Raw genomic sequence first — 25,540 nt, 5'->3', positions numbered from 1 at the left:
AGTTGAGCCGAATTAGTGAGTTAATCGTTAGCGTGCACATCATAGGCCGACAGCATCTCTTGAACGCCAGGTGCATCCGGATCATGGCGCCCCTTACCGGTATCTAACGCCGTTAACTGAGCCATTTCGGCATCCGTTAATGTGAAGTCAAATAGATCAAGGTTGCTTTGAATCCGTTCTTGGTGAGTTGACTTGGGTAGTACAATGACGCCAAGTTGGTTTTCAAATCGAAGAATGATTTGGCCAGCATCTTTGTTGTATTTAGTAGCTAAGCTGGTAATCACCGGGTTGGTCAACAAAGTTTGGTTACCTTGTCCCAAGGGTGCCCAAGCCTCCAATTTCACGTTATCGGTTGCAATCAAGTTTCGGAGCTCAGTTTGCTGGAACAACGAGTTGAATTCCACCTGATTAACGGCGGGTTTAACGTCAAATGCGGGCACGAATTGTTGCCAAATTTTTGGCGTCATGTTTGAGACCCCAATCGAGCGAATTTTACCGGCTTTTTGAGCGGTCGTCATCGCTTGCCAAGCGCCTGGAACGTCGCCGTATGGTTGGTGAATCAGGTATAGGTCAATATAATCTAAACCTAACTTTTTAAGTGACAGATCAATAGCACGAGTTGCGGGTTCTACGCCATAATCCTGAAGCCAGAGTTTGCTGGTGATCCAGAGTTGATCTCGAGGAATCCCACTATCTCGAACGGCTTGGCCAACTTCGGTTTCGTTGAAATATGCGACGGCGGTATCAATGTGGCGGTACCCCGCTTTTAAGGCTTTACTGACGGCTTGATAAGTTGATCCATCAGCTGGAATTTGAAACGTGCCAAAGCCGATTGCGGGAATTTGGTTACCGTCGTTGAGTTGAATCGTTGGTGCTGTACTCATAGTTAATTATCCTCCTTGAGTTGACGCAGACTAGAACCGAAAATCTGCTCGATCGTGACTGGATCACGGTGATCGAAGAATTGACTTTCGCGGCGATCTAAAGTGGTGATGGTCGTCATCTCATCCGGCGTCAGTTCAAAATCAAAAACGGCGATGTTTTCAATCATCCGTTCTCGGTGAACCGATTTAGGAATCACAGTGATGCCACGTTGAAGTAACCAGCGTAAAATGACCTGCCCAGTTGTCTTTTAATGGCTGGCAGCAATCTCTGCAAGGGTTGGGTTCTTAAAAATTTCGTGCTTACCTTCTGCAAACGGCGCCCAGGCCTCAACCCGAACGCCTTCAGATTGATTAAAGGCAACTTCGGTTGATTGCTGATACCAAGGGTTAACCTCAATTTGATTAACCGCTGGTGGAGTGGTCATTGTTAATTTGAGGTTTTTAAGTTGATCGGCGTAGAAGTTTGATACGCCAATGGCCCGAATTTTGCCGGCCTGTTGGGCTTCTTCTAATGCACGCCAAGCGCCCATTGTGTCGCCGTAGGGTTGGTGCAAGAGATATAAATCAAGATAATCTAAACCCAAACGAGTCAGTGAAGCGTCAATGCCCTGCTTTGCGCGTTGATACGTGAAGTCAGAGACCCATAATTTTGAGGTGATGAAAAGGTCGTCTCGCGAAATACTACTCTTTTGAATGGCGCGCCCCACTGCCGTTTCGTTTCTGTATGCGGTCGCCGTATCAATTAGTCGATAACCGACTTGGAGTGCATTCGTGACGGCCCGTTCACATTCTGTCAGGTCTGGAACCTGAAAGACACCGAAACCCAGTTGGGGCATTTCAATACCGTTATTGAGTTTAATCGTTGGAACTTGAACCATAATGACGCACCATCCTTCGTTTAGTTGATAGTGTCACTATAGTCTGAATGTGATGGGTTGAAAATTACCAATTAAGCATGCTAGTATACGAGTGACGTATACTTTGACTAGAAAGTGGTGACTTATAAATGCTGGACAATTATCTGCTAGAAGAACTCGTGACCTTTGCGCAGACAGGAACGTTAGCGCAGACTGCGGCGATGCTGAACGTGACTCAGCCAACGGTGACGCGCGGGCTACAAAAACTAGAAACGGAACTGGGCGTCATTTTGTTTGACCGCCAACCTAATCGACTTCGGCTAACGGCAACTGGTAAGTTGGCAGCCAAAGAAGCCGCCGCCCTATTACAGGCCAATCAACAGGCGGTGAACCGCATCCGTAATTTTGAAACCAGTCAACGAATTTTGACTGTGGGTGCGACCCTCCCAGGTCCGTTGTTTGTGATGGCTCATCTGTTACCGGAACTCTCGAATAACGTGAAATTACGCCCTTTAGCAAATTTGACCGATTCAACTGAAGCGATTCAAGCAGTTTTGACCGCGACTTATGGGTTGTTATTTACCAATCATCCGCTCGTTGATGTGCAAATCGAATCGCAATTACTGGGAACGGAGCGGCTAGCGGTCAATTTGAATCAGTTTATGTTTCAGGCCAATCAGGCGACAATTACCTTTGCCGAACTGAAAGGTCTGAGCTTTGTCGTTTTAAGTGACATTGGTCCTTGGCGAGCGGTCATCCAGCAAAACATTCCCGATGCAAAATTCTTTTATCAGGCACAACGGGATGCACTGGCTGAAATCACGAGCTATTCGGATTTCCCTTATTTCAGTACTAATGTCAGCCAGTTAGAAAAGTCGTTGGCAGATCAACCCTCAACTGATAGTCGTGTTTGTTTGCCGATTGCGGATGCTGCCGCAAAAATGCCGATTTACGCGAATTATTTAAGAACGAATCGCGCTCAAGTGACCCCGATTGTTGATCAGTTTCGGGCAGCTTGGCCAGCATAAGGACTTAAATATTAAGCCAATGAACGACTTGATTAGCGAATCAAGTCGTTTTTTGAGTTGAATTTGAAGAAAAACTGGTAAATGTGAATTTTTTGTGAAGAAAATCGTGAGTTATATTACAAAAAGGTTGTACTTTGTAATATAACTTGTTACACTAGTGATGGACAAATGCCAATTAATGTTTCATACAAGTAGGGATATTTGGGGATTATTTAGTTTAATGAACTGAGTCTGGTACCCTTACTTGCTGGCATAGTATTAGATACGGTTGATGGGTTCAATCGTCATCTCTTGGAGGAGATCAATATGAGAATTAAACAATTAGCACGTGAGGGTAAGCTTAGTTACCGGTATAAGATGTTTAAGGCCGGTAAATTCATGATGACGTCAGCATTAGCAAGCGTTGCGCTTTGGGGAGGGTTAGCGCTGACCAATCAAACAGCAAGTGCGGCAACAACTCAGGTTGATAATGCTGTAACGGCAACGGTGGTAGATTCATCAGCTACTACGTCGACTGTTAGTGATGATAATACGAGTCAGGTAACTACTGGTGATGCAACGACAACTAATGATACTAGTGCTTCGGTAACTGATGCGACCACTCAGGCGACTGATGGCTCAGCTGCTGTTAATGATGATCGTACTACAACGCTGGATAATACGACTTCAGGCGTAACTGCGCCCGCTGATACTAATACGCAAACGGCTGACACGACTACTAAAACTGACGATACTCAGGTAGCAAGTACTAATGATACGTCTGCTGTACAATCATCAGTAACCAAGGATGACACGGTGGCTATCGATGCTGTTCAAAGTGATGATTCGGCTGTTGCGGTTTCTTCTTCTGAAACTTCTAAATCTGGAGATACTCAAGTGGCTGACACTACTTTAGCTACAGCGGATGCAACTAACGAGGTAGCAACTGATTCGGTTACTACCCCTACTGATATCGATCAAACTGCAGCAACAATCACTTTACCTAAAAACGTAACTTTGGATGAAACAACCGCAACCGCTAAAGTTGTTGGAGAAATTAGTGATGCTGATTTAGCCTCGTTGAAGACGGCTTTAGCAACCAAGGCCGCGGCTTTAGGGGTGACGCCTAAGATTGAAATGTTGGCGGATGATGTGGTCAATCCTGAGTTATCAGGTGTAATTAACATTAATGTATATTCAACGCTGCACTCGATGGATCCCGATATTAGTGTTCTGGTTGGCCGTTTATCCATTAACGGCGTGCCCGATTCATCGGTGAGTTTAAAATACGTTACTCAATTGGCAGGATTTTCAAGTAATGGGTATACTTTATCAAAGTTGGTTGCGCCAACAAATGGTAATTTTACAGAAGTTACAGATGCAACGTGGGATACACCACTTACGTATGTTGAAAATAATATCTGGGCATATAATGTTTACTTAGTGCCCATCGTTACCGATGATGGTGAAGTCACGGTCACACGGACCATTAACTATCAAGTTGCAGACGGCAGCGAATTACTTGGTGAGACACCACTACCAGATTCAATTACTGAATCAATGACTTATCACGCATACACCAACCATGGCACAGGTACATCTTGGTATGAACCAGTTGTCGGCGCTGATACGTATTTAGAACATGACACCCCTGAAATTGAAGGTTACACTGCTGATAAAACTAGTGTCGCTGGAAAAATCGCGATGGTTGTGGATAATGCGACTACTCCTGCTGATGAAGTCATCACAGTGACTTACACCGGCAATACCGTAACGAGTAACGTTAATGTTCCAACAACGGTTATCGGTGCCGAACAGCCAACGAAGTCAACGAGTTTTACGGACGTTACCGGCAACATTGGCGAAACCATAACGTTGACAATGCCAGCGCTTGAAGGCTATACACCAGATAAAACAACTGTTTCAGCTACTGTGAATTTAGATGGCACAATTACTACAAATGATACCGTAACTTACAATCCAAACGAAGCGACTTCTGACGTCACCATTCCAGCAACTGTTGCTGGTGAAGATGCGCCTCAAACGGTTACCAACGTTACCGGTAAAACTGGGGATAGCTTAACCTTGGATGCCCCTACTGTTGTAGGCTATACGCCTGATAAATCAACGGTCACGGCAACGGTTAATCCGGATGGTACGATTACGACTAAGGACAATTTAGTTTACTCACCAAATGAAGTCACAACTGACGTCACAGTTCCAGCAACGGTTGCTGGTGAATCAGCACCACAAACAATTAAGGATGCGACTGGTAAAACCGGCGATACATTAACGTTATACGTTCCTGCTGTTGAAGGTTATACGCCTGATAAAAGTACCGTTACTGCAATGGTTAATCCAGATGGCACGATTACAACTACTGATAAGGTGATTTACACGCCAAATGAAGTGACGACTGATGTCACCATTCCAGCAACTGTTGGTGATCAAAGTGAACCGCAAACGGTAACTGGCGTCACTGGTAAAACTGGTGATACGCTGACCATTACGGTACCAACAATCAAAGGCTACACGCCTGATAAGACGACCGTGACGGCAACGGTAAACTCGGACGGCACGATTACCACGACCGATAACGTTGTTTACACGGGCAACGATGTAACAGCTAACGTGACGATTCCAGCAACGGTCGCCGGTAATGATGCGCCACAGACGATTGATAATGTGACGGGTAAGGTTGGCGATACATTAACTTTAAACGCCCCTACTATTGATGGATTTACACCGGATAAGGCAACGTTTACGGCAACGGTGAACCCAGACGGTACCATTACGACCAAGGATAATTTGATTTACACCGCTAATTCGGTAACTGCCGATGTTACCGTTCCTGCAACGGTTGATGGTCAATCACAACCACAGACGATTAAAGATGCCAGTGGTAAAACTGGTGACACGCTGACCTTGAATGTGCCAGAATTACCAGGATACACGGCTGATAAGGACACGATTACGGCAACGGTTAATCCAGATGGCACGATTACAACGGAAGATAACGTTGTTTACACCGCAATTCCAGCCACGCCAACGGATAACGGTTCAACTGGAACGCCCCCTTCCGATAATGGGAATGTTGATTCAACAACTGAAACGACCCCTACTACCGGTACTGATTCTGAAACTACCAATCCAGTAGTTCCCGATTCAACGAGTGAAACCGTGGTACCAAACACTGACGAGCCTGAAACGCAAACTGGTTCAACTTCTAAGACGTTCGCTGAAACGCAAACTGTTACATCTCAAACGACTACTGGTCGTCAAACCGTAACGACCGATGCTGCAGCAGCGCAAGCGCCAGCAACGATTTCGGCAGAAGCACCGGTTTCCTCAACCACAACAACTGCACCAAACGAGGCAGCCAAGTTACCACAAACCGATGAAACGGCGAAGACACCGGCTTCATTACTTGGCTTGGTTCTCCTCGGACTAGCAGGTCTAGGTTTTGGTAAGTTCAAGCGTCACGAATAAAATGAGTTTAATAAAGGTCATCCGTAAATGGATGGCCTTTTTCGTATTTCAGAAAAAATGGTAAGCCTAAATGTCTCGGCTCAGTCGAATTGCATGCTATGATAAATACAAATACCCGAATCGAGGCGGTCATCATGGATCAATTAACGGAATCGCAATTGCTAAAGCAACTTAATCAGTACAGTCAGGAAATGGAACAGTTTTCTCGAGATACGCGCGAATTTGCGTTGGCGGTGAAAGCTTATAATCAATTGCTAGATCCGTTAAACGTCCGTGATGAGTTGCGGCTTGTTAAGCAGCTTGGCCGACCATTGACGAACGCTGGATTGGCGAAGCTGATTTTGGCAGCGCGTGATGGAAAAGATGTTTTTCAAGCATTGATCGAATGAATTGATTTTGATTACTGCTATTAATAATGGACACGAATAAAATATAAAACGCACCCAATTTTGCAATCGCTGGGTGCGTTTTATATTTTATTAGCGTAATTAAGAATTCTTAAACAGGCAAGTGAAGTTTCGTGACACCGCCCCTTTTCGCTGTTTTTCCCTTTAGCTGATTAGCTAAGAATTAAATTGACTCGCTTCGCTTTGTTGTTTAATGTTATTATAATTTTAAAGTGATTGACACTTGTGCAATCGTTTTTAACTTCTGCTTATTAATTTGCCTAGTTTAGGGGGATAATTTATGAAACAACTAGTAATTGGTCTTGCAGCGGGAATCGCAGCCTTTTCAATTGGTAGTATAGGTCTTACCCATCAGGTGCAGGCCAAAACGACCTACTTACCTGCCGGAATTCGCCATCACGTTTGGTACAGAACCACGTCAGGAACTGAAGGTGGTTTTCACGATCGAACCACCTTTAAGGGAAATACATTGACGTTTAAAACGCTGGGATATGCGCATGCTAATAGTACTAGATTAACGATGGTAACGGTTCGCTGGCAGTTTAAAAATTTAAAACATACGAGTAAATGGAATTATTATGGCCGAAAGTATTACACTAAAACAAAGTATGAGCTGGTGAAAATTCATATTAAAAATGCGCATCAATTTGATTTAATTCCAAAGCACTTTGCTCAATTACGTGGGAATTATACTAGTAATGAGGATTATGGTGCAACAATTTTTAAACGGTAGTTAATGATAAGACCTTAGCTAAGTTTGCTAGGGTCTTTTTGGAATTATGCACCCACTATTTTAAGTGGTTTGATTTGGGTTCTTTTTTTTAATTTGTAAGTTAAAGTAACATTTTATTGCTAACGTTTCATTAACAACTTTTATCGTCCCATATTTCACTTTACCGACATCACCTCGCATCCCCCCTGTCTTCATTACTATCCTCCCTTACACGCCTATCTACGCGCACCGCTCTCACTTTGTTTTTTTAATTCCAAATTAAATAGGCCACCCACTTAAATCAGGTGACCTACCCATTCATTTCACATTACAAATCTGGCGATACCAGAATCTTCACTTGCGATTTATCCTCAGACAAGGACTTGATCCCCTCATCCACTGCTTGATCCAAGCCGATTTCCTTAGTAATGATCTTCCGGAAGTCTTCTTGGTTATTGTTAATGATCCCTAAAACGGCTGGGAAACTGTTGTTGTAGCATAACGTGGTGATGATATCGATACCTTGCATGATCACAGCATCCGTCATGTTCATTGAAACGTCTTGGCCAAACAACGCGACTACTTGAAGCACCCCGGTCCGTTTCGTTACCTTCAGTGCGGTATCGAAGGTTGCTTGTGCCCCGGCACATTCGAAGGTAATATCAACGCCGTTTGGCAATTCCTTACGAATGGCATCGTTCACGTCGACTTCTTTAGGATTCAAAGTTTTTTCGATTCCCAATTCCTTTGCCTTTTCCAACCGAACTTCGGAAACATCAACGATATAAATATTGTTCGCACCACTGATTTTAGCTAACAAGGCCATCAACAGCCCAATTGGGCCAGCGCCCATAACGGCAACGTTTTGACCTTCTTGGAGACCACTCTTCTTCACGGCTTCATAAACCACGGCGGTAGGTTCAGCAACAGCGCCTAATTTAGGATCCATGCCTTCTGGCAGTTTGTGCGCAAAGACGCCTTGAACGTTTGCGAACTCTGCAAAGCCACCATCTTGCGAGAAACCGAGGAAGTTCCCAGAGCCATCGGGACCCACAGCGTTGTTACAGAAGTTGTAGTCGCCCTTCCGACAGTTTTCACACTTGCCACAGGCAATCAATGGTTCGATTGCGACGTTATCGCCTAACTTCAGATTAGTCACATCTTTCCCGATTTTGACCACTTCACCTGAAAATTCGTGGCCCAGCGTGATTGGCACCGTCTTCCCGGTTAACGGATGAGGTACAGTCGGCAAACCCCAGCCTTCCAAGTAAGCGTGCAGGTCACTCCCGCAGATACCGCAGTACTTAACCTTAACTTGAACTTCATCGTCTTTGGGATCCTCAATCGCAACATCTTCGACCCGAATATCTTTTTCGCCGTAAATTCGAACTGCTTTCATGTTGATGGCCTCCTAATGAATGATAGAACAATATTTAATTACAAATACATGATAAACCTCACAAATTCGTAACACAAGCTATTTTTTGATAGCGCTTTCATAATTTAAGAAATTAATTTTTGTAAGCGACTACCGTTCGGGTCTCTCAGCGTCCATTATCGCCGTTGATTGCTATAAAAAAGAGCCAAATACCGGCTCTTTTAACGGAACGACATTTTTCACAAATACAACAACCCTACTTCCCGGCAATCGTTTCATCCACGTACGCGCAATCGTAATCATTCAAATCGTCGTCCGAATTAATCAAGGCATTATCCACGCTCATTGGTACAGTGCCGCAACTTTTTGAGACGTCGATGCACCATAGACAATTTTTTGCACATTCTTAGTAATCGTCGCAATCCGTGGAAAGCCGCTAAACCCACTTTGGCCGTGACCGTGCGTCATGACAACGAGAACATAGCGCTGGCCATTAGGTAACGTCACGATGCCGGCATCGTTATTAAACGAATACAGCCACCCAACTTTATCCGCCACTTTGCTTCCCTTATTTGCGGCCGCCGCCCCCTTGGGAATCCCGGAACGATAAACTTGTCGCCGCATCAACGATAATAACTGGTTACGGCTGGTTGCATCGTTAAACGGATATTGTTGCTGATCCAGCTTTCGAACTACTGAAACTAATGTCGCGGCCGTTGTGCGGGCTGCTCTGCCTGTCGCAAAGACGTGTGAATACCAATTTTGATGGGCATTGAACGCATTCACTCGATCATAGCCATGTGTTTGTAGATAGTGCTCCGCAAATTCGTTGCGACTATGCAGGATCATTTCCTGAAAACCCGTGGTCTTGGTGATACTTCGACTTAAATTTTGATAGTGGATGCGCGAGTAGATATTCGCCGCCACGAACAGCTTATAGGTACTAGCCGAAGTGTAGGCCTTATGGGCATTCTTGCTATAAACCGCTAGCTTACCAGGAGCATAAAAAGCCCGGCTTTGCGCACGGCCAGCTGGCGTGTTGTTGTATGCGCCCAGATTATAGAAGGCCACACTAGCGGTCCCGTCCTTGGTGACACGATTGATATAAGTCTGCAACTGATTTTTAACTGTCCGTTGTTGCGCCGTAACTTGCTGTGGCGTTGCTTGCGCATGTGCTGTGACTGCAATCCCGCCAGACGCTAACGCTGTAACGCCGACCGTACTCACGATAATTTTTTGGATCAAGTGAACTAGTCGCATATCATCCCATCCTTAATCATCAATTAGTATTTAACACCATTAGTATACCTTAAGCTGTGAAACTTACTCAATCAATTTCTTTATATTTCTTATCTCTAATTAAGTTCCATGTCATCTAAATTTGACGGATGTGAAGTGAACCCTAGCAACGCAAAAAGAGCCGACAATCGGCTCTTCCGTGGAATGATAACTTTCACAAAATCAATAAGCATTACTTGCCAGCAATTACTTCATCAACGTATTCGCTGAAGGTCTTTGCTGGCCGGCCCATCAAAGCGTTAAAATCAAGCGGGTTGCCCTTATAAGGATGGTTACCATGATATGCCGCGATCCGACCAAATTGATCGTTAGCGTGCACCGTTGGAAATTCGGGAACTGGAATCTGGTTAATTTGGAGTTTTTGATTGGTCTTGTCACAAATCTCTTGCGCGTATTCCCGCGTCGTTCGATTACCAGCTGAACAGAGGTCTAATGAGCAAGCATAGTACTCGTCATCACTTAACAACACTTTTTCATTGGCAGCTGCGATGTCCGTCAAACTAATCATATTGGAAGGTTGGTCAACCTTGATAAACGTTGTGTAGACACCGGTTTCAAAGACGCTATCTGGGCCAGTTGGAAAATGACCTTCCATGTAGCCGCTTGGTTTAGTGATGGTGTAATTGAGCGTGGAGCCCATCAGCGCATCTTCGATTTCGTATTTTTCCCAGTGCTGAACCAATTCCATAACGGTGTTGAGACACGATGAGAAGACGAAGTGTTTCACATTGTATTTTTCCGCGGCCGCAATGATTCGCATCGCCATTGGGACAATGCCCGTTAACGCATCCGGTAAAATCAAGAGAATTTTATCGACGCCTTCAACTGCCTGATCAATAATCTCATCCCGGCGAATATCGCCAACGATGACTTCCTTGGCACCCAATTTCTTTAATGCTGATTCATTCGCTGGATCAGGATCAACTGCCCGGACCTCAACGCCATCCGCTGCCAATAACGGAATAATGGTTTGGCCAATATGACCGAACGATGCGGTTACTAAAACTTTTGTCATGTGCTTTTCCTCCTAAATTAAAGTCAATTACTCACGCCACTTGAAGATCGGGTTGTTAATCGTGTTATCATGCTGCAAAACCTTTCCGTACAGCATCTTAATGTTTTCATCCGTTGGTTCATAAATCGTATCGGCGTGTTGTGGTGCCTTGATCTTACCCGCACTCAGTAACCAGAGAAAATTACTGATTGCTTTACGTTGGCGATCCCATTCGGTGTTCACAAAATCGCCCTTTAACGTCAAGTTCTTCATAAACAATTCCCCGTAACGCAACGTTTGATCATCATTGTTAGCAGTACAGAAGATTACTTCACCTAAAGGCTTAGCCAAATGAATGGCGAGATTCATCCCAGCATTACTCCCAGAAACGTCTAGCGCTGCATCGACACCGCCACCCAGCTCACTGATCAGGCTCTCGACGGCCGCTGAATCATTGGGATCAAGTACATAATCCGCACCGGCATCCTTAGCTGCCTGACGTCGTTGTTCTTGAATATCAAATGCAATGATGGGATGCAACCCATCCGCCTTAGCGCCCTGAATCGCAATTTGGCCAACAACACCGGCGCCGATAATGGCAACTGATTGACCTAAATGTAACGCCGCTTTATCGAGCGTGAAGAGTGCGGTCATGCCCAGATTGTAGAAAACCGCATCATCCAACGCGACGTTGTCTGGCACATGGTACGTGTTGATTTCTTCCACGTAGGTAAAGTTGGAATGGGCGCCAGTGACTGGTGCGCCAATGACTTTATCCCCTGGTTTAAACTTCGTGACATTTTTGCCAACTTCTTCAACGTACCCCGCGGCACTGTAACCCGGGATAAACGGGAAGGTCGTGCCCAACACCACGTGGGCCTTATCGTTCACGAACCAACTATGCTCACTACTCTGACTGATCAATGAATAGTGGTTTGCGATCAACACTTCATCGTCCTTAACTGGTCGAGTTTCCGATTCGTGGTATTCTGCAACGCCGGCCGCTGACCAATAAACCGATTTTCTAAGCATGATAACTGCCTCCTAAGTTCTTTTTAAGTACAGTTTCATTCTAAAAGCGTTTACAATAAAGTGGAAATACCGGATAATGATAACGGATCATAAGTGAAACTTATAACAAGGAAGGTGTCTAAATGGATTTCGATTCACTTAAATACTACGTTGACGTCGCTAAATCATTGAATTTTACCAAAGCGGCACGAAAAAATTTTATTTCACAACCGGCAATTAGTGCCAAAATTAAAAGTTTGGAGGCTGAGCTCAATCAAACACTATTGATTCGCGACCACCATTCGGTCACCTTAACCCCAGCCGGCGAAAGTTTTCTTCAATCAGCCCAAAAAATTCTAGCGGATTACAACCAATCATTAGTTGATCTCTGGCAGGTTGGTCATCAAGCCGCCGAACCACTGCGAGTTTCAATGTACGTCACCCCGCAGTTTCAGGTTTTTATTAATCAACTGGTCCATTTTAAAACGGCCTTTAACGTTGATGTCAAACTTAGTCAACGCTATTCATCAGACGCCATTGGGGATGTTTTGACCGGGAAGGCCGATCTTGGATTGGGCATCGTTGATCATGATGCGCCACAACTCAATTGGCACCAAGAGTCGCCGGACCAACTAATCGTACTGGCAGCCAAAAAGGAACTTGACCGATTCACGCAACCACTCAATCTAAAAGACCTTCAGCAATTCGCCTACCTTAAATTAAGATACGGTCCTGAAGGTTTCGTCTACCAACAGCCCACGGCTTTGCTAACCGAAGCTAATTTTAATGGACAAATCAAACAATATTCATCACTAGACCTGATGTTGACCGAATTACTGATGGAACCAGCCTTTACGATTTTGCCGCAATCTCAAATCCCCCAAAACGTTCCCGGTCTCGGGTACGCGACGATTGCAACGGATCTGCCGACGATGATGAGTTTAGGCTGGTGTTATCCTAATTCGTTAGATAACGATACCGTTGCAGCGTTTTTGTCGTTTATTTCGTATGATAGTTAGCGAACATACTGATACTCAATCTGAAGTAACCTCATTTGAAACACGCCCATATTTTGAAATTTGATTGGTTGCCAACCAACGAACGCAAACAGCTCACTCAAAAATTGAGTGAGCTGTTGTTATTTACCCGCACTTATGCACTTGCCTATCAATCATCAAGCCATTGCGTCCCGTGAGCACTCGATTATGCTTGATTCAAAGTGTCAGCAATCGCGTTGGCTGCATTTCGTCCCGAAAAGATGGTATACCCAGAAGTGGTCCCTGGCGCGTTGGTATTATAGGTTTCACCTTCCAGTACCCCAGCGGCATCATTGCCCGTCGCATAAAGCCCTTTAATGATGTGGCCATTCTTCGTTAACACCTGATTTTTCAGGTTAACTTGTAGTCCACCAGAAGCACAGAACGCCGAAATGCCGTCTTCAATAACGTAATATGGCGCTTTATCCAATGGCAGTAAATACTTGGCATCTTTACCAAAATCAGTATCTTTGCCGCTCGCGGCTAACTCATTATACCGGTTGATTGTCGCTGGTAAATGCGTTAATCCGGTTAATTGCGCCAATTCGGCCACCGTATCTGCTTTATGGATGTACGGTACTTTTTTAGCAATCGCTTCCGATAATTCATTCTGCAAATCAGGCAAAACTGGTTGCTCATAGAAGAACGTGTTCATTGGCCGTAACAACCCTGTCTGCATCAGGTGATCGATGGTTCCCTGATCCAATACCGAGAAAACGCGATTTTGCGTTGTCAAGGCATTCCCGGATTCACAAAACGAATCGAGTACCTGGACTTCGTTAACAAATCGATCGCCCAACTCGTTTACCCATAATAACCCCTGCTGATTAGCAGCCCCATTTAATTGATCTCGCCAATTTTCATAAACTGGTTTGCTGGTATTTTTCACCTGACCACCTGAAAACTGAATACACTGATTAAACTTTCGAGCCCCAACTGACCAAGCTAATTTCAACCCATCACCAGTTGATTTACCTGAACTAACAGATAATAGTTGGCTACTGTTATAGTGCGTCATTTCATCGATCATTTCAGAATTATCAAGGTAGCCGCCTGTTGCTAAAATGGTTGCTGAACTCGTTAATGAATACTGTTCATCGGTTTCTAAATCATGCATGTTAACACCCACCACACCGTGGTCCGCATCCGTTAGTAATTCACTGACTTGAGCCGAGGTAATCACCTCAACCCCTTGATCCAGAGCGTGTTGTTTAAGGGTTGCAATCACTGATTTACCGCCACCTTCATAAAGATGCATCGTATACATCAATGTTGAAAATTTAACGCCCAGATCACTTAACCACTGAATGTTGTCCGCTGAATGCGCGATAAATTGTTTTAACGAGCGATAATCAGCGAGATGATGCGAATACGTTAACGAATCGTTAAGAATTTGTTGACCGTCTAATTGCACGCCCTGCGCTTTTTGAATCGGTGAGTTAACCGCAAAAGCGCCTTCCATGTAATTGCCACCGCCACCAAGCGTATGGCCTTTTTCAATGACTAAAACCTTAAGCTGATTTAACGCAGCCTGATAAGCAGCGGTAAGTCCGGAAGCCCCACCACCGACAATAATGACGTCGTACTGTTTTTGAGTTGGTTTCATATTAAAAGTCCTTTCAGTTAATCGAACCACTTGAAAATTGGATTATTAAGCGTCCGATCCTTTTTCAGAATTCGCCCATAAATCGTTTTAATCGTTTCATCGGTTGGTGAATAAATTGTATCAGCGTGTTCTGGCGCAACCACTTGGCCAGTACTCAGCAAGTGTAAAAATTCGTGAATGCACTGTTTTTGAAGGTCCATCTGCATATTAACAAATGATCCCTTAACGGTCAGACACTTAATGAAAATCTCACCATAGTTCAGTAACTGCGGATCGTTATTTCCGGAGCAAAAAACAACGGTGCCTAATGGTTTAGCAAGGTGGAGTGCCTGATTCATCCCCGCGTTACTCCCCGACATATCGATGACAGCGTCAAGTTCACCCGATGTCTTTAAAAATTCATCAATCGCGGCTTGATCACTGGGATCAAACGCATAATCAGCACCATTAGCTAACGCTTTTTTTCGCCGGTCTTCCTGAATATCAAAAACAACAATTGGGGAATAGCCACTCGCTTTAGCGGCCTGAGTTGCGAGTTGACCAACAACACCTTGGCCAATCAGCGCAATTGATTGACCTAAATGAATATCAGCCATTCTTAATGAATATAGTGCTGTCATGCCAAGATTATAGAAAACGGCATCATCCAACACAACATTATCCGGAACCGAATAAACGGCGCCTTCATCAACGTAAGTCAAATTTGAATGCGCACCATAAACGGGAGCGCCAATTACCTTATCGCCTTTTTTAAAACGAGTGACATTTTCGCCAACCTCAAGGACCTCGCCAGCCGAACTGTACCCCGGAATAAACGGAAAAGTTGTGCCAATCACAACGTGGGCGTGATCATTTTCTAACCATTCACGTTCCTTACTTTGACTCACCAACGAATATTGTGTGTGAATCAGCACTTCATTTTCCTTTGGTGCACGCATCTCTGACTCGTGAAATTCCGCAATGCCGGCCTTTGGCCAATAAACAGATTGTCGTTTCATCAGTAACCCTCCTGTATGTTCAATACTTAACTTGTTTTCACATTTTTATTGTAAGCGCTATTACAAATGGCGTAAAATAGATTTTAATTGCTAAGTAAAATCAAATTATTCTATCCTATCGAGGTTACCATCATGAATTTTGTTCGTTTAAAATGTTTCGTTGCTGTCGCCAAATATGGCTCAATGACGGAAGCCGCCAGTATGCTTTTTATGACTGAGCCTTCAATTAGTTTTCAAATTACGCAACTCGAAAAAGAAATTGGGACACCGTTATTAGAACGCTCATATCATCACATAGAGTTGACATTAGCCGGTAAAATTTTTCAACAAACGGCGCAAACCATTCTTGACACCTATCAGGACGGGTTACTCAAAATTCAACACAGTCAATTCAACCTCGCTAAAGATACACCACCATTAACGCTGGAGACCTACGTCACTCCTGGCCTAAAAAGTATTCAAACTCAAATCAAACAATTCTTACGCTTTTTCCCAGAGATTACCGTCAACGTTCGTCATAATTCATTTGCCGAAACGCTAAGCGATTTAAGACAACACCGCTGCGACCTTGCCACCAGCATTGTCGACGATTCACCAGACTTAAATTGGATTCCAATTATGAAAGATCGCTACGTCATTGCTTACCCCACCACGCTTGAACGACAGTCTTTTAAACCCGCTGATCTTAATCAATTAACTGAAATCAGTTATCACTTTAATACTGATAGCCATTTTGGCCCGATGACAACCCGAATCCGCCAGCAACTCGAACTGACTTCCCCTCAGATTAGTACGGATTCACTATTATCATTGTTGATAATGCTGTCGACATCAACCACTCCCAGCTATGCATTTCTACCACAAAAAGTCGTTGATCAACGGACCTTTGACTTGACTTACTGTCCGATTCCGCAAATGAAACCGCAAGCTTGCTCGCTAACAATTGGTTGGGCTTATCTGAAATCCAATCAGTCAGAACTCACTCAACTTTTTAATCATTACTGTGGTTGGATTGAAAATATCATGTGATTAAATAGCATCCACATAGTAGCTCATCTTCGTTCAAGTCACCACTTTCTTCCTGCTCAACACTATGCTAAACTACCCTTAAGCCTCACCCGCACCAAGCCGGTGAGCGGAAAGGAAACCGTGTATGTTAATCTCGGATATTGTTGTGAACCCCGTCTTGTCACAGGAGGGCAATGCTCACAACTAGCACCCTCCAGATTATCTCCAGGAGGAGCAACAAATTGAATTTTAAACCCTTAACTTTAAGTCAACTCGGTGCCACCTCAGAATTAGCGGCCCAACTTACTTCGTCATTAAGCCTCGGTCGTGTTATAAGTGTTAACCGAACGCTCTTGATGGTGGCAGCCGATGAAAAAATCGTTCGGGCAACCCTTGCCGGTCGGTTACTTAATACGGCATTTGAAGCAGAAGATTACCCAACTGTCGGTGACTGGGTCGGCATTCGTGAAGTGGCTGACACTGCGGTGATTGAGCGTTTATTGCCACGCCAAAGCTTGTTGATGCGAAAAGCCGCTGGTCGCACTAGTTCGGCGCAATTAATTGCAGCCAATGTGGACGTGTTGCTGATCTGTATGGCGCTTGATCAAAACTTTAATCTGCGGCGACTTGAACGTTATTTGTCATTAGCACATGCATCCGGCGCTCAGGCAACGGTTGTTTTAACTAAGGCTGATCAGGCTAGTGATTGGGAGAATCAACTGCTGACCGTTAGCGCCATCGCTGGCTCATCACCCGTTATTGTGTGTAATGCCGTTGCGGCTGATGGTCTTCAATCCCTTGAACAGTTATTGAAACCTCAACTAACCTACGCCTTGATTGGGTCATCTGGTGTCGGCAAAAGCACCCTAATCAACCGATTGTTGGGCAATGGGACCTTAGCCACCCAAGCCGTTCGTCAAAGTGATGCCCATGGCCGTCACACCACGACTGGTCGCGATCTCTTTCAACTACCAACTGGCAGTCTTGTGATCGATACGCCTGGTATGCGTGAACTGGGCCTGTTAGATGCCGACGTTGACGCAACCTTTCAAGATATTTTAGCGTTGGCCGTCAATTGCAAATTCAATAACTGCACCCACACGCATGAACCCGGTTGTGCCGTTCAAGCTGCCGTTAACACTGGTCAACTTGATGCCCAACGGTTAAGAAACTACCAGCAACTCACCGATGAGCAAACCGAGAACACCGTTCTTCGTGGTCGAGCGCGTGAAGCAGCCAAGATCAACCGAATGTTTGGCAGCAAAAAAGCCATGAAAACGGCGATGCAACAAGCACGTCGAAAGCGACATTAGCTAAATTGAACCACTAAAAAACAGTTCTGAGGACCTCGGCGTATACCGTTGTTCTCAGAACTGTTTTCAGTTTGCCTTACTTGGTTTGAATCAAACAGGTCTTATTCCCCGTTACCCACTGACCATTTGTCAACTGTAACCGTACTAACTTGCCTTGTTGTTTAATCAATTTAACCGTTACAATGGCGCCCTTTTTCAGGTGTGTGGTTCGTTGCGAAGCCTTAAATTGAAACTTTTGATACTCATAAATTCCGTGAGCGGCAACTACTCGAACGCGTTTGGGATTAGTTTGATAATAAAGCGCGGCGGTAACTTGCTTGTTTGCGGTGATATAACCACCCTTAACCCGGTAGCGCAATGCGCCGCCTTTCGAATAAGCGACCCCCAAAACGTTAAACGTGACGGCCTTAGTGCGAGCTTGTTTCGTGAAATGCTTAACTCGATGCGTCAACTCAACATCCTTGTAAACGTTAATGCCAGTTTTGGCGTACACGGCTTTAGGATAACCCGCTTTGGTTGCTGGCTTAGTCGGTGTCGTGACTGGTTTTTGGGTTGGCTTTTGTGGCGTCATGTCAGGTGTTTGAGTTGGCGTTGTTGAGGTTGTCGCATCCGTATTTGCTGCACCGTTATCCGATGTATCAGTCTGATTTTGTGTATCACGCATCTTCAACTGACCTTGATCTTCAAACAGTTTCCCCATTGCCAACAAGAGCCGATCCTGCCCCTTAGCCGCCTGAAACTGAACCCCTAGCGGCAGCTTATCAGCGCTCACATAGGTTGGCAAACTAATCGCCGGTTCACCAGTTAAATTAGCAAGCTGCGTAAACGGCGATTTGCTCAACCCGTGTAACCACGCGTCGTAAATCAACTGCATCTGAGCCGCGCTATCCAAACTACCAATGTTACGTAACTTGGCCACGTATTCTGGTAAGAAAGCTGGGTCACTATTACTTGGTGCCGTGGTTGCGGTGGTTGGTGTCAAATACAGTGGGTACTGTTTATGGAAGTCCACCATCTGCTGGGTTGCAGTGGCAATAGTTTGCTTAACCGCAACCCCATCCGTGTTCGGATTCAGCTTCTTACTTGCTTCATACAAGGCATAAGTCATAATGCCGCCATCATCCGCTTCGAGATCCCGGTGAAATTTACTACGCGCAAAGGTGTTCGCCGCATAGCCGCTACTGGTTGCCGATTTATAATAAGCCATCATGAGCGCTTTACCGTCAACCGGGCTATCAACTTGCTTCACGTTAAAGCCCTGCCGCTTCAAAAACGCTACGGTCTGATTAACCGCATTAACCGCGTCTTGACTGACCGGCGTTCCCACGGGTGATTTGGTTGAGTAAGCAATTGTTTGGCCCTTCAAATCACTTGGGGCAGCTTCAGCGGTGACTTTGCCGCTTAACATATTATCAAACAGCGCTTCCGTGTCCGCCATCGATTCCGTTTCGGCAAAACTGGCCATGGAACTGGTTGCACTATCACCGACAATCATCCCCGAAGTTGGTTTCAAGCCAATCGTACCTGACCATGACGCTGGAATTCGAATCGAGCCACCGGCATCGTTGCCAGTTGCTAGCGGTACCATATCGTCAGCAACACTGGCCGCCGCACCACCGGATGACCCACCAGGATTATTCGCAGTGTCCCACGGATTAGACGCGGTGCCATAGAGTTTCGATGTTGTGACGTTGAGGAGTCCCAACTCTGGATAATTCGTTTGACCGATGACCACAAATCCCAAACTCTGCAGTTGCTTCACAAACGGTTTCGTATAGCTGGCAACTCGATCACTGGAATAAGGCAAGCCCTGAGTGGCTGGTTCGCCTAACAGTTCTTGGGCAAGTCCCTTGATTAGAATGGGGACGCCATAAAATGGTTGCCCCGTATCGGTCATGGCATCCGCCTCACTAAGTGCCTTATCCTCCCGCAAAGTCAAAACCGCATTCAACTGCGGATTATCCTGCTTAATTTTGGTCATCGCTAACTGGATCAATTGCTGCTTGGTGACTTTGCCGCTCCGAACCATCTGCGCAAGCTGTAGTGCTGATGCGTGCTCGTATTCGCTAAGCGTTAATGTTGCTTGTTGTTGCGTGGTTGTCGTTGTTGCCGCAACAACGGCTTCACTCGGTGTTAAACTTGCTACACCAAATAACCCCAGTGATACCGACGCAATCACCAGTCCCAATTTAAGTGATTGCCGCCGATGTCCCTTTAACCAAACCATCTCAATGCCCCCGTTTTCAATTGAATTTCAGTTAATAGCGTACAATGATTTCACTGAAAATGGAAGCGTTTTACATCAAAATACATTAGTTAATGTGATTGGTAATTATAATTGATTCAATTAATAATATTTGTGAAAAACAATACATTTATACCATTTCATTGTGTCTATGACTCACATTCTTAATCAAACTCTGGATTATTACTGGTTAATTTTACAATCTACTTACTAATTATATCTATTAGCTTATAATTAATACGTAAGCTAATTTTCAATTCTTTTCAAAAAAATTTCACGTTCAAAATTTGCAGTTAAACCTTAATTTGCTTTTTATAAGAAACGAATGAGAATTTTCCTTGACTTTTCATAATCACAAGCCGATAATAACTTCACGTTAGCTATTCAACGCAATAGCTTGATCAAAAATACATAACGCCTGTAGCTTATCTGCAGGCAATAGTAAGGGACTGACGACAATGATTTCACAAAGTGGACCACAACGCTACATATCAGATAACGAGGCTTATGACCAATTACCAGGGTTCATGGCCAGCTTAAACGTGAAGAACGTGTTATTCCTACACGGCACCAAATCACTCGCTGCCGCCAAGCCATATCTACCAGAATGGCCGGCTGAATTTAATGTCACTGACGTTCAATTCAACGGCGAATGTTCATTCGAAGAAATTGACCGGGTCAAGGCCATTGCCGACGAAAACAACGCCGAAATGGTGATTGGTCTCGGTGGTGGTAAAGTACTAGACACCGCTAAGAGTGTGACTACTGGCACCCATCGTTACTTAGTATTGATTCCAACGCTGGCCAGCAACTGCTCCCCATGGTCCGCAATTTCCGTGCACTACAAGGAAAACGGCGAACACATCGGCCATGAAATTTACAACGAAACCGCTAACTTAACACTGTTGAATCCAAAAGTTATTTTGAATTCACCAATTGAGTATTTCGTAGCTGGTATCGGTGATACGTTAGCCAAATACTACGAATCAGAACTGATCTTCCAAAAACTACCTGAAGACCAGTACACCGTTGCATTGACCATTTCTCGTCAAATGGCCAACAACTGTCGCGAAGTGTTGATGAAGTACGCTGAACAAGCGGTTGAAGACATGAAGGCTGGTCGCTTGACACCTGAATGGCGTCAAGTTGCCGAAACGGTGACCGTCATGGCCGGAACCGTTGGTGGTTGGGGCGATGATTACGGTCGCGCCTCTGGTGCGCATGCAATTCATGATGCATTGACCATCTTCCCACAAACCGCCCCTCACCTGCATGGTGCTAAGGTCGCGTATGGGATTCTAGTTCTCCTCGCCATTGAAGGCAAGACGGATGAACTCAAACGCTTGTTGCCATTCTACCGGACTTTGAATTTGCCAACCAACTTGGCAGACGTGGACTTGGCAGACACTAGCGATGCTGATATTGATAAGTTGGTGGCTACAGCAGCTGACCCACACACGCAGATGCACTTCGTACCAACGGATGAACCCGTAACCGCAGAAGTGACGAAACAAGCAATTATGACGGTTGAAGCTATCACCGCTGAAACGGCAACGGCTAAATAACAGATATACTAATAACGCCCCTCGGCTGAGTTAAACTCGGTTGAGGGACGTTGTTTTTTTATTGCGATAGTTTAGACTTACGTTTGTGTCCAGCGACAGTGTGCGAAGTTTGTGAAACTTGGTTTCATTGGCGCGTTAATCATGGATGATATTGTGGGCACAACCGGTCGGTCAGAAAATTTGGGCTGGAACGCCGTGGGCACGATTCTGAGCCGGAAAACACGTCTCAGAATTCGGCCTTTCACTAAGCTGGAAGTTCACCAGCTAAGTGAAATTTCACGACTGAGCCCAATTTTCTGACCGACCTCTTGTTTGCGGGTTTTCGGCATCGATTACCGCACTCTCGAAAATTTATCATGAAGGGCCAAACTGTCGCACGCTGACAATTGCAAGCATCTCAGTAAGTGTTGAACGACAACGTTACGACATCGGGTCAGCAGTACGTTCAAGCGAGTTGAGTCAACGTTCAGGATAGACTTACATTTGTTCACCATGGGAATGGCGACTGCTGACCGATTGTGTTGTTTACCGAGTTGACATCAATCGCTGTCATACTGCAGCAGCATGACTTCCAGTGAAGCACTTGAGATGGTCTACAATAGTGCCCGATTTACGCCAACGTAAGATTTCGGTAAGCGGCTAGGTGGATGCTGTGTCGCGATAATTGGTGGTTGTTGACGAACTTCCAACAACCGCCAATTATCGGGGACGAATTCAAGACTCGCACGGGTTTTGGCGAGGTTTGAATTCGAGGCCTGAGACCGCTCTTCGGCTCAGGCCGGCCCCACAGCAGGAACCTAGCCGCTTACCGGAATCGTCAGTTCACGCAAATCACCGCACTTCACAAACTAAACAGAAGAATGCTTACGCTGGACACAAACGACAGCAACTATCAATGATTGCATCATCATAAGGCAAAAACAGTGCGCCATCTAGAAGGCTTAACCTTCCAGATAGCGCACTGTTTTTACTCATCAATTACCGGCGGACAATCAAAACATCACACGGTGCATTGGCAACCGCATAACTGGCAGTTGACCCCAACACCATTCGTTCAACCATGTTAACGCCGGTCGCCCCAAGGACAATTAAATCAGCGTCAAACAACTTCGGTAGGTGCTTACCTAGTTCTAACTTCGGATTGCCATACGTCACGTGCATCTCCACTTGGGTCACCCCAGCTTCGAATGCTTGATCCCGGTATTTTGCAACCAATCGCTCCATTCGAAACTTAACGTCATCCAGGGCTTCTTGATTGACGCTGCCAAACCCCAGTTCAGCGGTTCCTAGGCCGATGAGTTTCCCCAAATTTAACACATTAACGAGGTACAACGTCGCTTCGTTTCGACGGGCAGCCGCAATTGCCTTTTGAACGGCACGATCAGCCTGTTTTGACCCGTCAATTCCCACAATGATCCGGTGATATTGCGCTTGGTTTGTCATCGTCATCAACTCCCTTTCTGCTAGGTTTCGATTAGTAGCCGATTAATTAAAGGTCGCCGTTCGCCAGTGCCTCAATTGAGCGACCGTAAATTGCCATCGCCAACAATAAGTCATCGACTGGTTGAAATTCATCAACTTGGTGCATCGTGTCTGGGGTGTGAGCAAATAACGCGCCAAAGGCAACCCCGCGCTTCATCAAGCGACCGTAAGTCCCGCCACCGACAACTTCAGGTTCGGCCGTAGCTTCGCCGGTTAGTTCACGGTAGGTTCCCATCAACGTCGTCACAATTGGATCTTGTGGATCAACGTAGTGAGGGACCATCTCACGGCCTTTGCTAAGTTCGAATTCGTTCGTCGTTGCAACTTTCGCCAACGCGGATTGTAAGTCATCAGCCGTCATGCCCTTAGGGTAACGGAAGTTCAGAACTAAGTGACCACCCTTGCCAGCTTCAAAGGCCATTACCCCAACGTTCATGGTTAAATCACCCATGATATCATCAGTAAATGCTAACCCTAACTTGGTTACACGTGAGTCATCATGCAAGTCCCCGCCTAATAACCGCAGGAAGTTGCCGGCAGCGCCACCGAAATCAAAGCCGGCTAAGAATTGGGCCAGATAGGTCCCAGCGTTGATACCGTTCTTAGGTTCCATTCCGTGAGCGGCCTTCCCAATCAAGTGGAAGTGAACGCCATCGCCGTCAGTTGAAACATCACCAGTCACAGGCGCAACATCGAGGTATTTGGTAAACGCCGTCACTATGGCCTCGTTATCGTCCGTTTCAACGGTTGCGGTTGCGTCACGAGGGACCATGTTTTCCCGAAGTCCGGCCGCAAAATTCTTCAACGTAAAATCGCCGGCGTTCGTACCAGGGGTGGTCAACGTAAAGCTAACGTTCCCCTTTTCACCGTTGATCAACGGAAATTCAGCATCGGGTGAGAAGCCCATCGTTGGTTCTGGTTGGGTTTCAAAGTAGTGGGTCATTCCCGTCCAGTCGCTTTCTTCATCGGTGCCGAGAATGAAGCGGACCTTCTTGTTGAGCTTAATGCCCTGTTCCTTCAAAATCTTTAAACCATAGTAGGCAGCTAAGGCTGGTCCCTTATCGTCTGAAGTACCTCGGCCATATGCGTTGCCATCCTTCAAGGTCAGTTTGAATGGTTCAGTTGACCAACCTTCACCAGCTGGCATCACGTCAACGTGAGCTAAAATTGCAATGGTCTCGTCGCCTTCGCCATATTCGACGAAACCGGCTAAGTTATCTAAGTTTGTGGTTTTAAAGCCATCTCGTTCTGCCATAGCTAAGAACGCCTTGAGCGCTTTAGCAGGGCCGGGACCTAGTGGCGTCTCAGTCGTTGCCTGGCTATCGTCACGAACACTTTCGATCGCAATTAAGTTGGTTAAATCATCTAAGTAGGCCGCACGGTGTGTCGAAGCGGTCGCTTTCCAGTCAATGGTCATTTGAATGCCTCCAATTATAGGTTACACCTTTATTTTATCATAATTGGCACAAAACCGGCTGTGAAAGCCATTAGTATCGCGATTCTTCCGGTGAGTGTGTATACTGAAGGAGAGCATAACAATTCGATGATTGTGAGATGTTTTTAATGCAAATTTTAACTGATACGATTCTCAACCAGACGATCCGAGTTCGACCAGCTGAGAGCCACAAAGGCAATTACGGCCGGGTCTGTCTGGTTGGTGGCAACGACCACTATGGTGGCGCTATTATCATGGCCACCGAAGCCAGCGTTTACAGCGGTGCGGGGCTTAATACCGCGTTGACTGATCCAATTAACTTTACTAGCCTACACGCTCGGTTACCCGAAGCTATGGTAGCTGATTTTTCCAATCAAACTGATTTAACGAGCTTGGTTACAGCGGCGAATACGATTGTGATTGGTCCCGGTCTGGGGACAACTGACCAGAGTCGTCAGGTACTCGATGCTGTTTTCAAACTTGTGACGCCAGCGCAAACGTTGATTATTGATGGCTCAGCTATCGACCTTGTTGCGCAAAATCAGTTAACGTTGCCCGTTGCCCATTTGGTATTTACGCCACATCAAATGGAGTGGCAGCGCCTATCTGGCATCAAAATTGCGGACCAAACGGATGACGCCAATCGAGTCGTCCGTGACCAACTTAACGGAACGGTCGTTTTAAAGGCCCACCGCACCAAAATCTATACGGCGACTGAAACCTACCTTAATTCGGCTGGCACGCCGGCGCAAGCTACTGGCGGGATGGGTGATACACTGGCTGGTATGATTGGTGGTTTTACTGCTCAGTTTA

Annotated in this window: 20 protein-coding genes and 1 pseudogene; 9 read left to right on the top strand and 12 right to left on the bottom strand. The window is 45.5% G+C overall.

Annotated features, from left to right (window positions below; genetic code table 11):
• Positions 1-20 precede the first annotated feature (20 nt).
• Both ACYVR3_RS07810 and ACYVR3_RS07805 read right to left on the bottom strand, forming a co-directional pair.
• Positions 21-884 carry an aldo/keto reductase gene (locus ACYVR3_RS07810; protein WP_461243786.1) on the bottom strand — a complete coding sequence of 288 codons (864 nt, stop codon included), beginning with the start codon at positions 882-884 and terminating at the stop codon, positions 21-23.
• A gap of 2 nt (positions 885-886) precedes the next feature.
• Positions 887-1,762 (bottom strand): annotated as a pseudogene (locus ACYVR3_RS07805) (aldo/keto reductase).
• Between the two features lie 128 nt (positions 1,763-1,890).
• On the opposite strand from ACYVR3_RS07805, the gene ACYVR3_RS07800 reads away from it, so the two are divergent.
• From ACYVR3_RS07800 to ACYVR3_RS07785, 4 genes are all read left to right on the top strand, one after another.
• Entirely contained in the window at positions 1,891-2,769 is an 879-nt protein-coding gene (locus ACYVR3_RS07800) for a LysR family transcriptional regulator (protein WP_461243785.1), read from the top strand.
• Positions 2,770-3,075: 306 nt separating this feature from the next.
• Positions 3,076-6,237 (top strand): mucin-binding protein, encoded by a 3,162-nt coding sequence (locus ACYVR3_RS07795; RefSeq protein WP_461243784.1) that lies wholly within the window; start codon positions 3,076-3,078, stop codon positions 6,235-6,237.
• 134 nt (positions 6,238-6,371) lie between these two features.
• Positions 6,372-6,626, top strand: a complete 255-nt coding sequence (locus ACYVR3_RS07790) for a hypothetical protein (protein ID WP_461243783.1) — start codon at positions 6,372-6,374, stop codon at positions 6,624-6,626.
• A 298-nt stretch (positions 6,627-6,924) separates the two neighbouring features.
• Positions 6,925-7,377, top strand: coding sequence for a hypothetical protein (locus ACYVR3_RS07785; RefSeq protein WP_461243782.1), 453 nt, complete (start codon positions 6,925-6,927; stop codon positions 7,375-7,377).
• A 60-nt stretch (positions 7,378-7,437) separates the two neighbouring features.
• On the opposite strand, the gene ACYVR3_RS07780 is transcribed toward ACYVR3_RS07785, so the two are convergent.
• From ACYVR3_RS07780 to ACYVR3_RS07760, 5 genes are all read right to left on the bottom strand, one after another.
• A complete protein-coding gene (locus ACYVR3_RS07780; RefSeq protein ID WP_461243781.1) occupies positions 7,438-7,572 on the bottom strand; it encodes a hypothetical protein in 135 nt (44 codons plus the stop codon).
• A 112-nt stretch (positions 7,573-7,684) separates the two neighbouring features.
• Positions 7,685-8,755, bottom strand: a complete 1,071-nt coding sequence (locus ACYVR3_RS07775) for a 2,3-butanediol dehydrogenase (RefSeq protein WP_461243780.1) — start codon at positions 8,753-8,755, stop codon at positions 7,685-7,687.
• Positions 8,756-9,076: 321 nt separating this feature from the next.
• Positions 9,077-9,994 (bottom strand): serine hydrolase, encoded by a 918-nt coding sequence (locus ACYVR3_RS07770; RefSeq protein WP_461243779.1) that lies wholly within the window; start codon positions 9,992-9,994, stop codon positions 9,077-9,079.
• A gap of 211 nt (positions 9,995-10,205) precedes the next feature.
• Positions 10,206-11,048 (bottom strand): SDR family oxidoreductase, encoded by an 843-nt coding sequence (locus ACYVR3_RS07765; protein WP_461243778.1) that lies wholly within the window; start codon positions 11,046-11,048, stop codon positions 10,206-10,208.
• A 27-nt stretch (positions 11,049-11,075) separates the two neighbouring features.
• Positions 11,076-12,059, bottom strand: a complete 984-nt coding sequence (locus ACYVR3_RS07760; protein WP_461243777.1) for a zinc-dependent alcohol dehydrogenase — start codon at positions 12,057-12,059, stop codon at positions 11,076-11,078.
• A gap of 122 nt (positions 12,060-12,181) precedes the next feature.
• Here ACYVR3_RS07760 and ACYVR3_RS07755 point away from each other — a divergent pair, with 122 nt between their 5' ends.
• Complete coding sequence (locus tag ACYVR3_RS07755) at positions 12,182-13,057, top strand: LysR family transcriptional regulator (RefSeq protein WP_461243776.1); 876 nt, start codon at positions 12,182-12,184, stop codon at positions 13,055-13,057.
• Between the two features lie 184 nt (positions 13,058-13,241).
• On the opposite strand, the gene ACYVR3_RS07750 is transcribed toward ACYVR3_RS07755, so the two are convergent.
• Positions 13,242-14,681 carry an FAD-dependent oxidoreductase gene (locus tag ACYVR3_RS07750; RefSeq protein ID WP_461243775.1) on the bottom strand — a complete coding sequence of 480 codons (1,440 nt, stop codon included), beginning with the start codon at positions 14,679-14,681 and terminating at the stop codon, positions 13,242-13,244.
• A gap of 17 nt (positions 14,682-14,698) precedes the next feature.
• A complete protein-coding gene (locus tag ACYVR3_RS07745) occupies positions 14,699-15,679 on the bottom strand; it encodes a zinc-dependent alcohol dehydrogenase (protein WP_461243774.1) in 981 nt (326 codons plus the stop codon).
• 132 nt (positions 15,680-15,811) lie between these two features.
• On the opposite strand from ACYVR3_RS07745, the gene ACYVR3_RS07740 reads away from it, so the two are divergent.
• Positions 15,812-16,708, top strand: a complete 897-nt coding sequence (locus ACYVR3_RS07740) for a LysR family transcriptional regulator (protein WP_461243773.1) — start codon at positions 15,812-15,814, stop codon at positions 16,706-16,708.
• A gap of 221 nt (positions 16,709-16,929) precedes the next feature.
• Complete coding sequence (gene rsgA / locus ACYVR3_RS07735) at positions 16,930-18,000, top strand: ribosome small subunit-dependent GTPase A (protein WP_461243772.1); 1,071 nt, start codon at positions 16,930-16,932, stop codon at positions 17,998-18,000.
• Positions 18,001-18,076: 76 nt separating this feature from the next.
• Here the strand turns inward: rsgA and ACYVR3_RS07730 are convergent, their stop codons facing one another.
• Positions 18,077-20,227 (bottom strand): amidase family protein, encoded by a 2,151-nt coding sequence (locus ACYVR3_RS07730; RefSeq protein WP_461243771.1) that lies wholly within the window; start codon positions 20,225-20,227, stop codon positions 18,077-18,079.
• Between the two features lie 476 nt (positions 20,228-20,703).
• Here ACYVR3_RS07730 and ACYVR3_RS07725 point away from each other — a divergent pair, with 476 nt between their 5' ends.
• Positions 20,704-21,810 carry an iron-containing alcohol dehydrogenase family protein gene (locus tag ACYVR3_RS07725; RefSeq protein ID WP_461243770.1) on the top strand — a complete coding sequence of 369 codons (1,107 nt, stop codon included), beginning with the start codon at positions 20,704-20,706 and terminating at the stop codon, positions 21,808-21,810.
• Positions 21,811-22,788: 978 nt separating this feature from the next.
• On the opposite strand, the gene ACYVR3_RS07720 is transcribed toward ACYVR3_RS07725, so the two are convergent.
• A complete protein-coding gene (locus tag ACYVR3_RS07720) occupies positions 22,789-23,253 on the bottom strand; it encodes a universal stress protein (RefSeq protein WP_461243769.1) in 465 nt (154 codons plus the stop codon).
• A gap of 46 nt (positions 23,254-23,299) precedes the next feature.
• Positions 23,300-24,709 carry a dipeptidase PepV gene (gene pepV, locus ACYVR3_RS07715; protein WP_461243768.1) on the bottom strand — a complete coding sequence of 470 codons (1,410 nt, stop codon included), beginning with the start codon at positions 24,707-24,709 and terminating at the stop codon, positions 23,300-23,302.
• 146 nt (positions 24,710-24,855) lie between these two features.
• On the opposite strand from pepV, the gene ACYVR3_RS07710 reads away from it, so the two are divergent.
• Positions 24,856-25,540 (top strand): NAD(P)H-hydrate dehydratase (locus ACYVR3_RS07710; RefSeq protein ID WP_461243767.1); only part of this gene is annotated, 685 nt, incomplete at its 3' end.

The organism is Secundilactobacillus muriivasis, from assembly GCF_054785195.1.
Note: the sequence above shows the minus strand (reverse complement) of the source record. Positions and strands in the feature narration are given on the sequence as shown.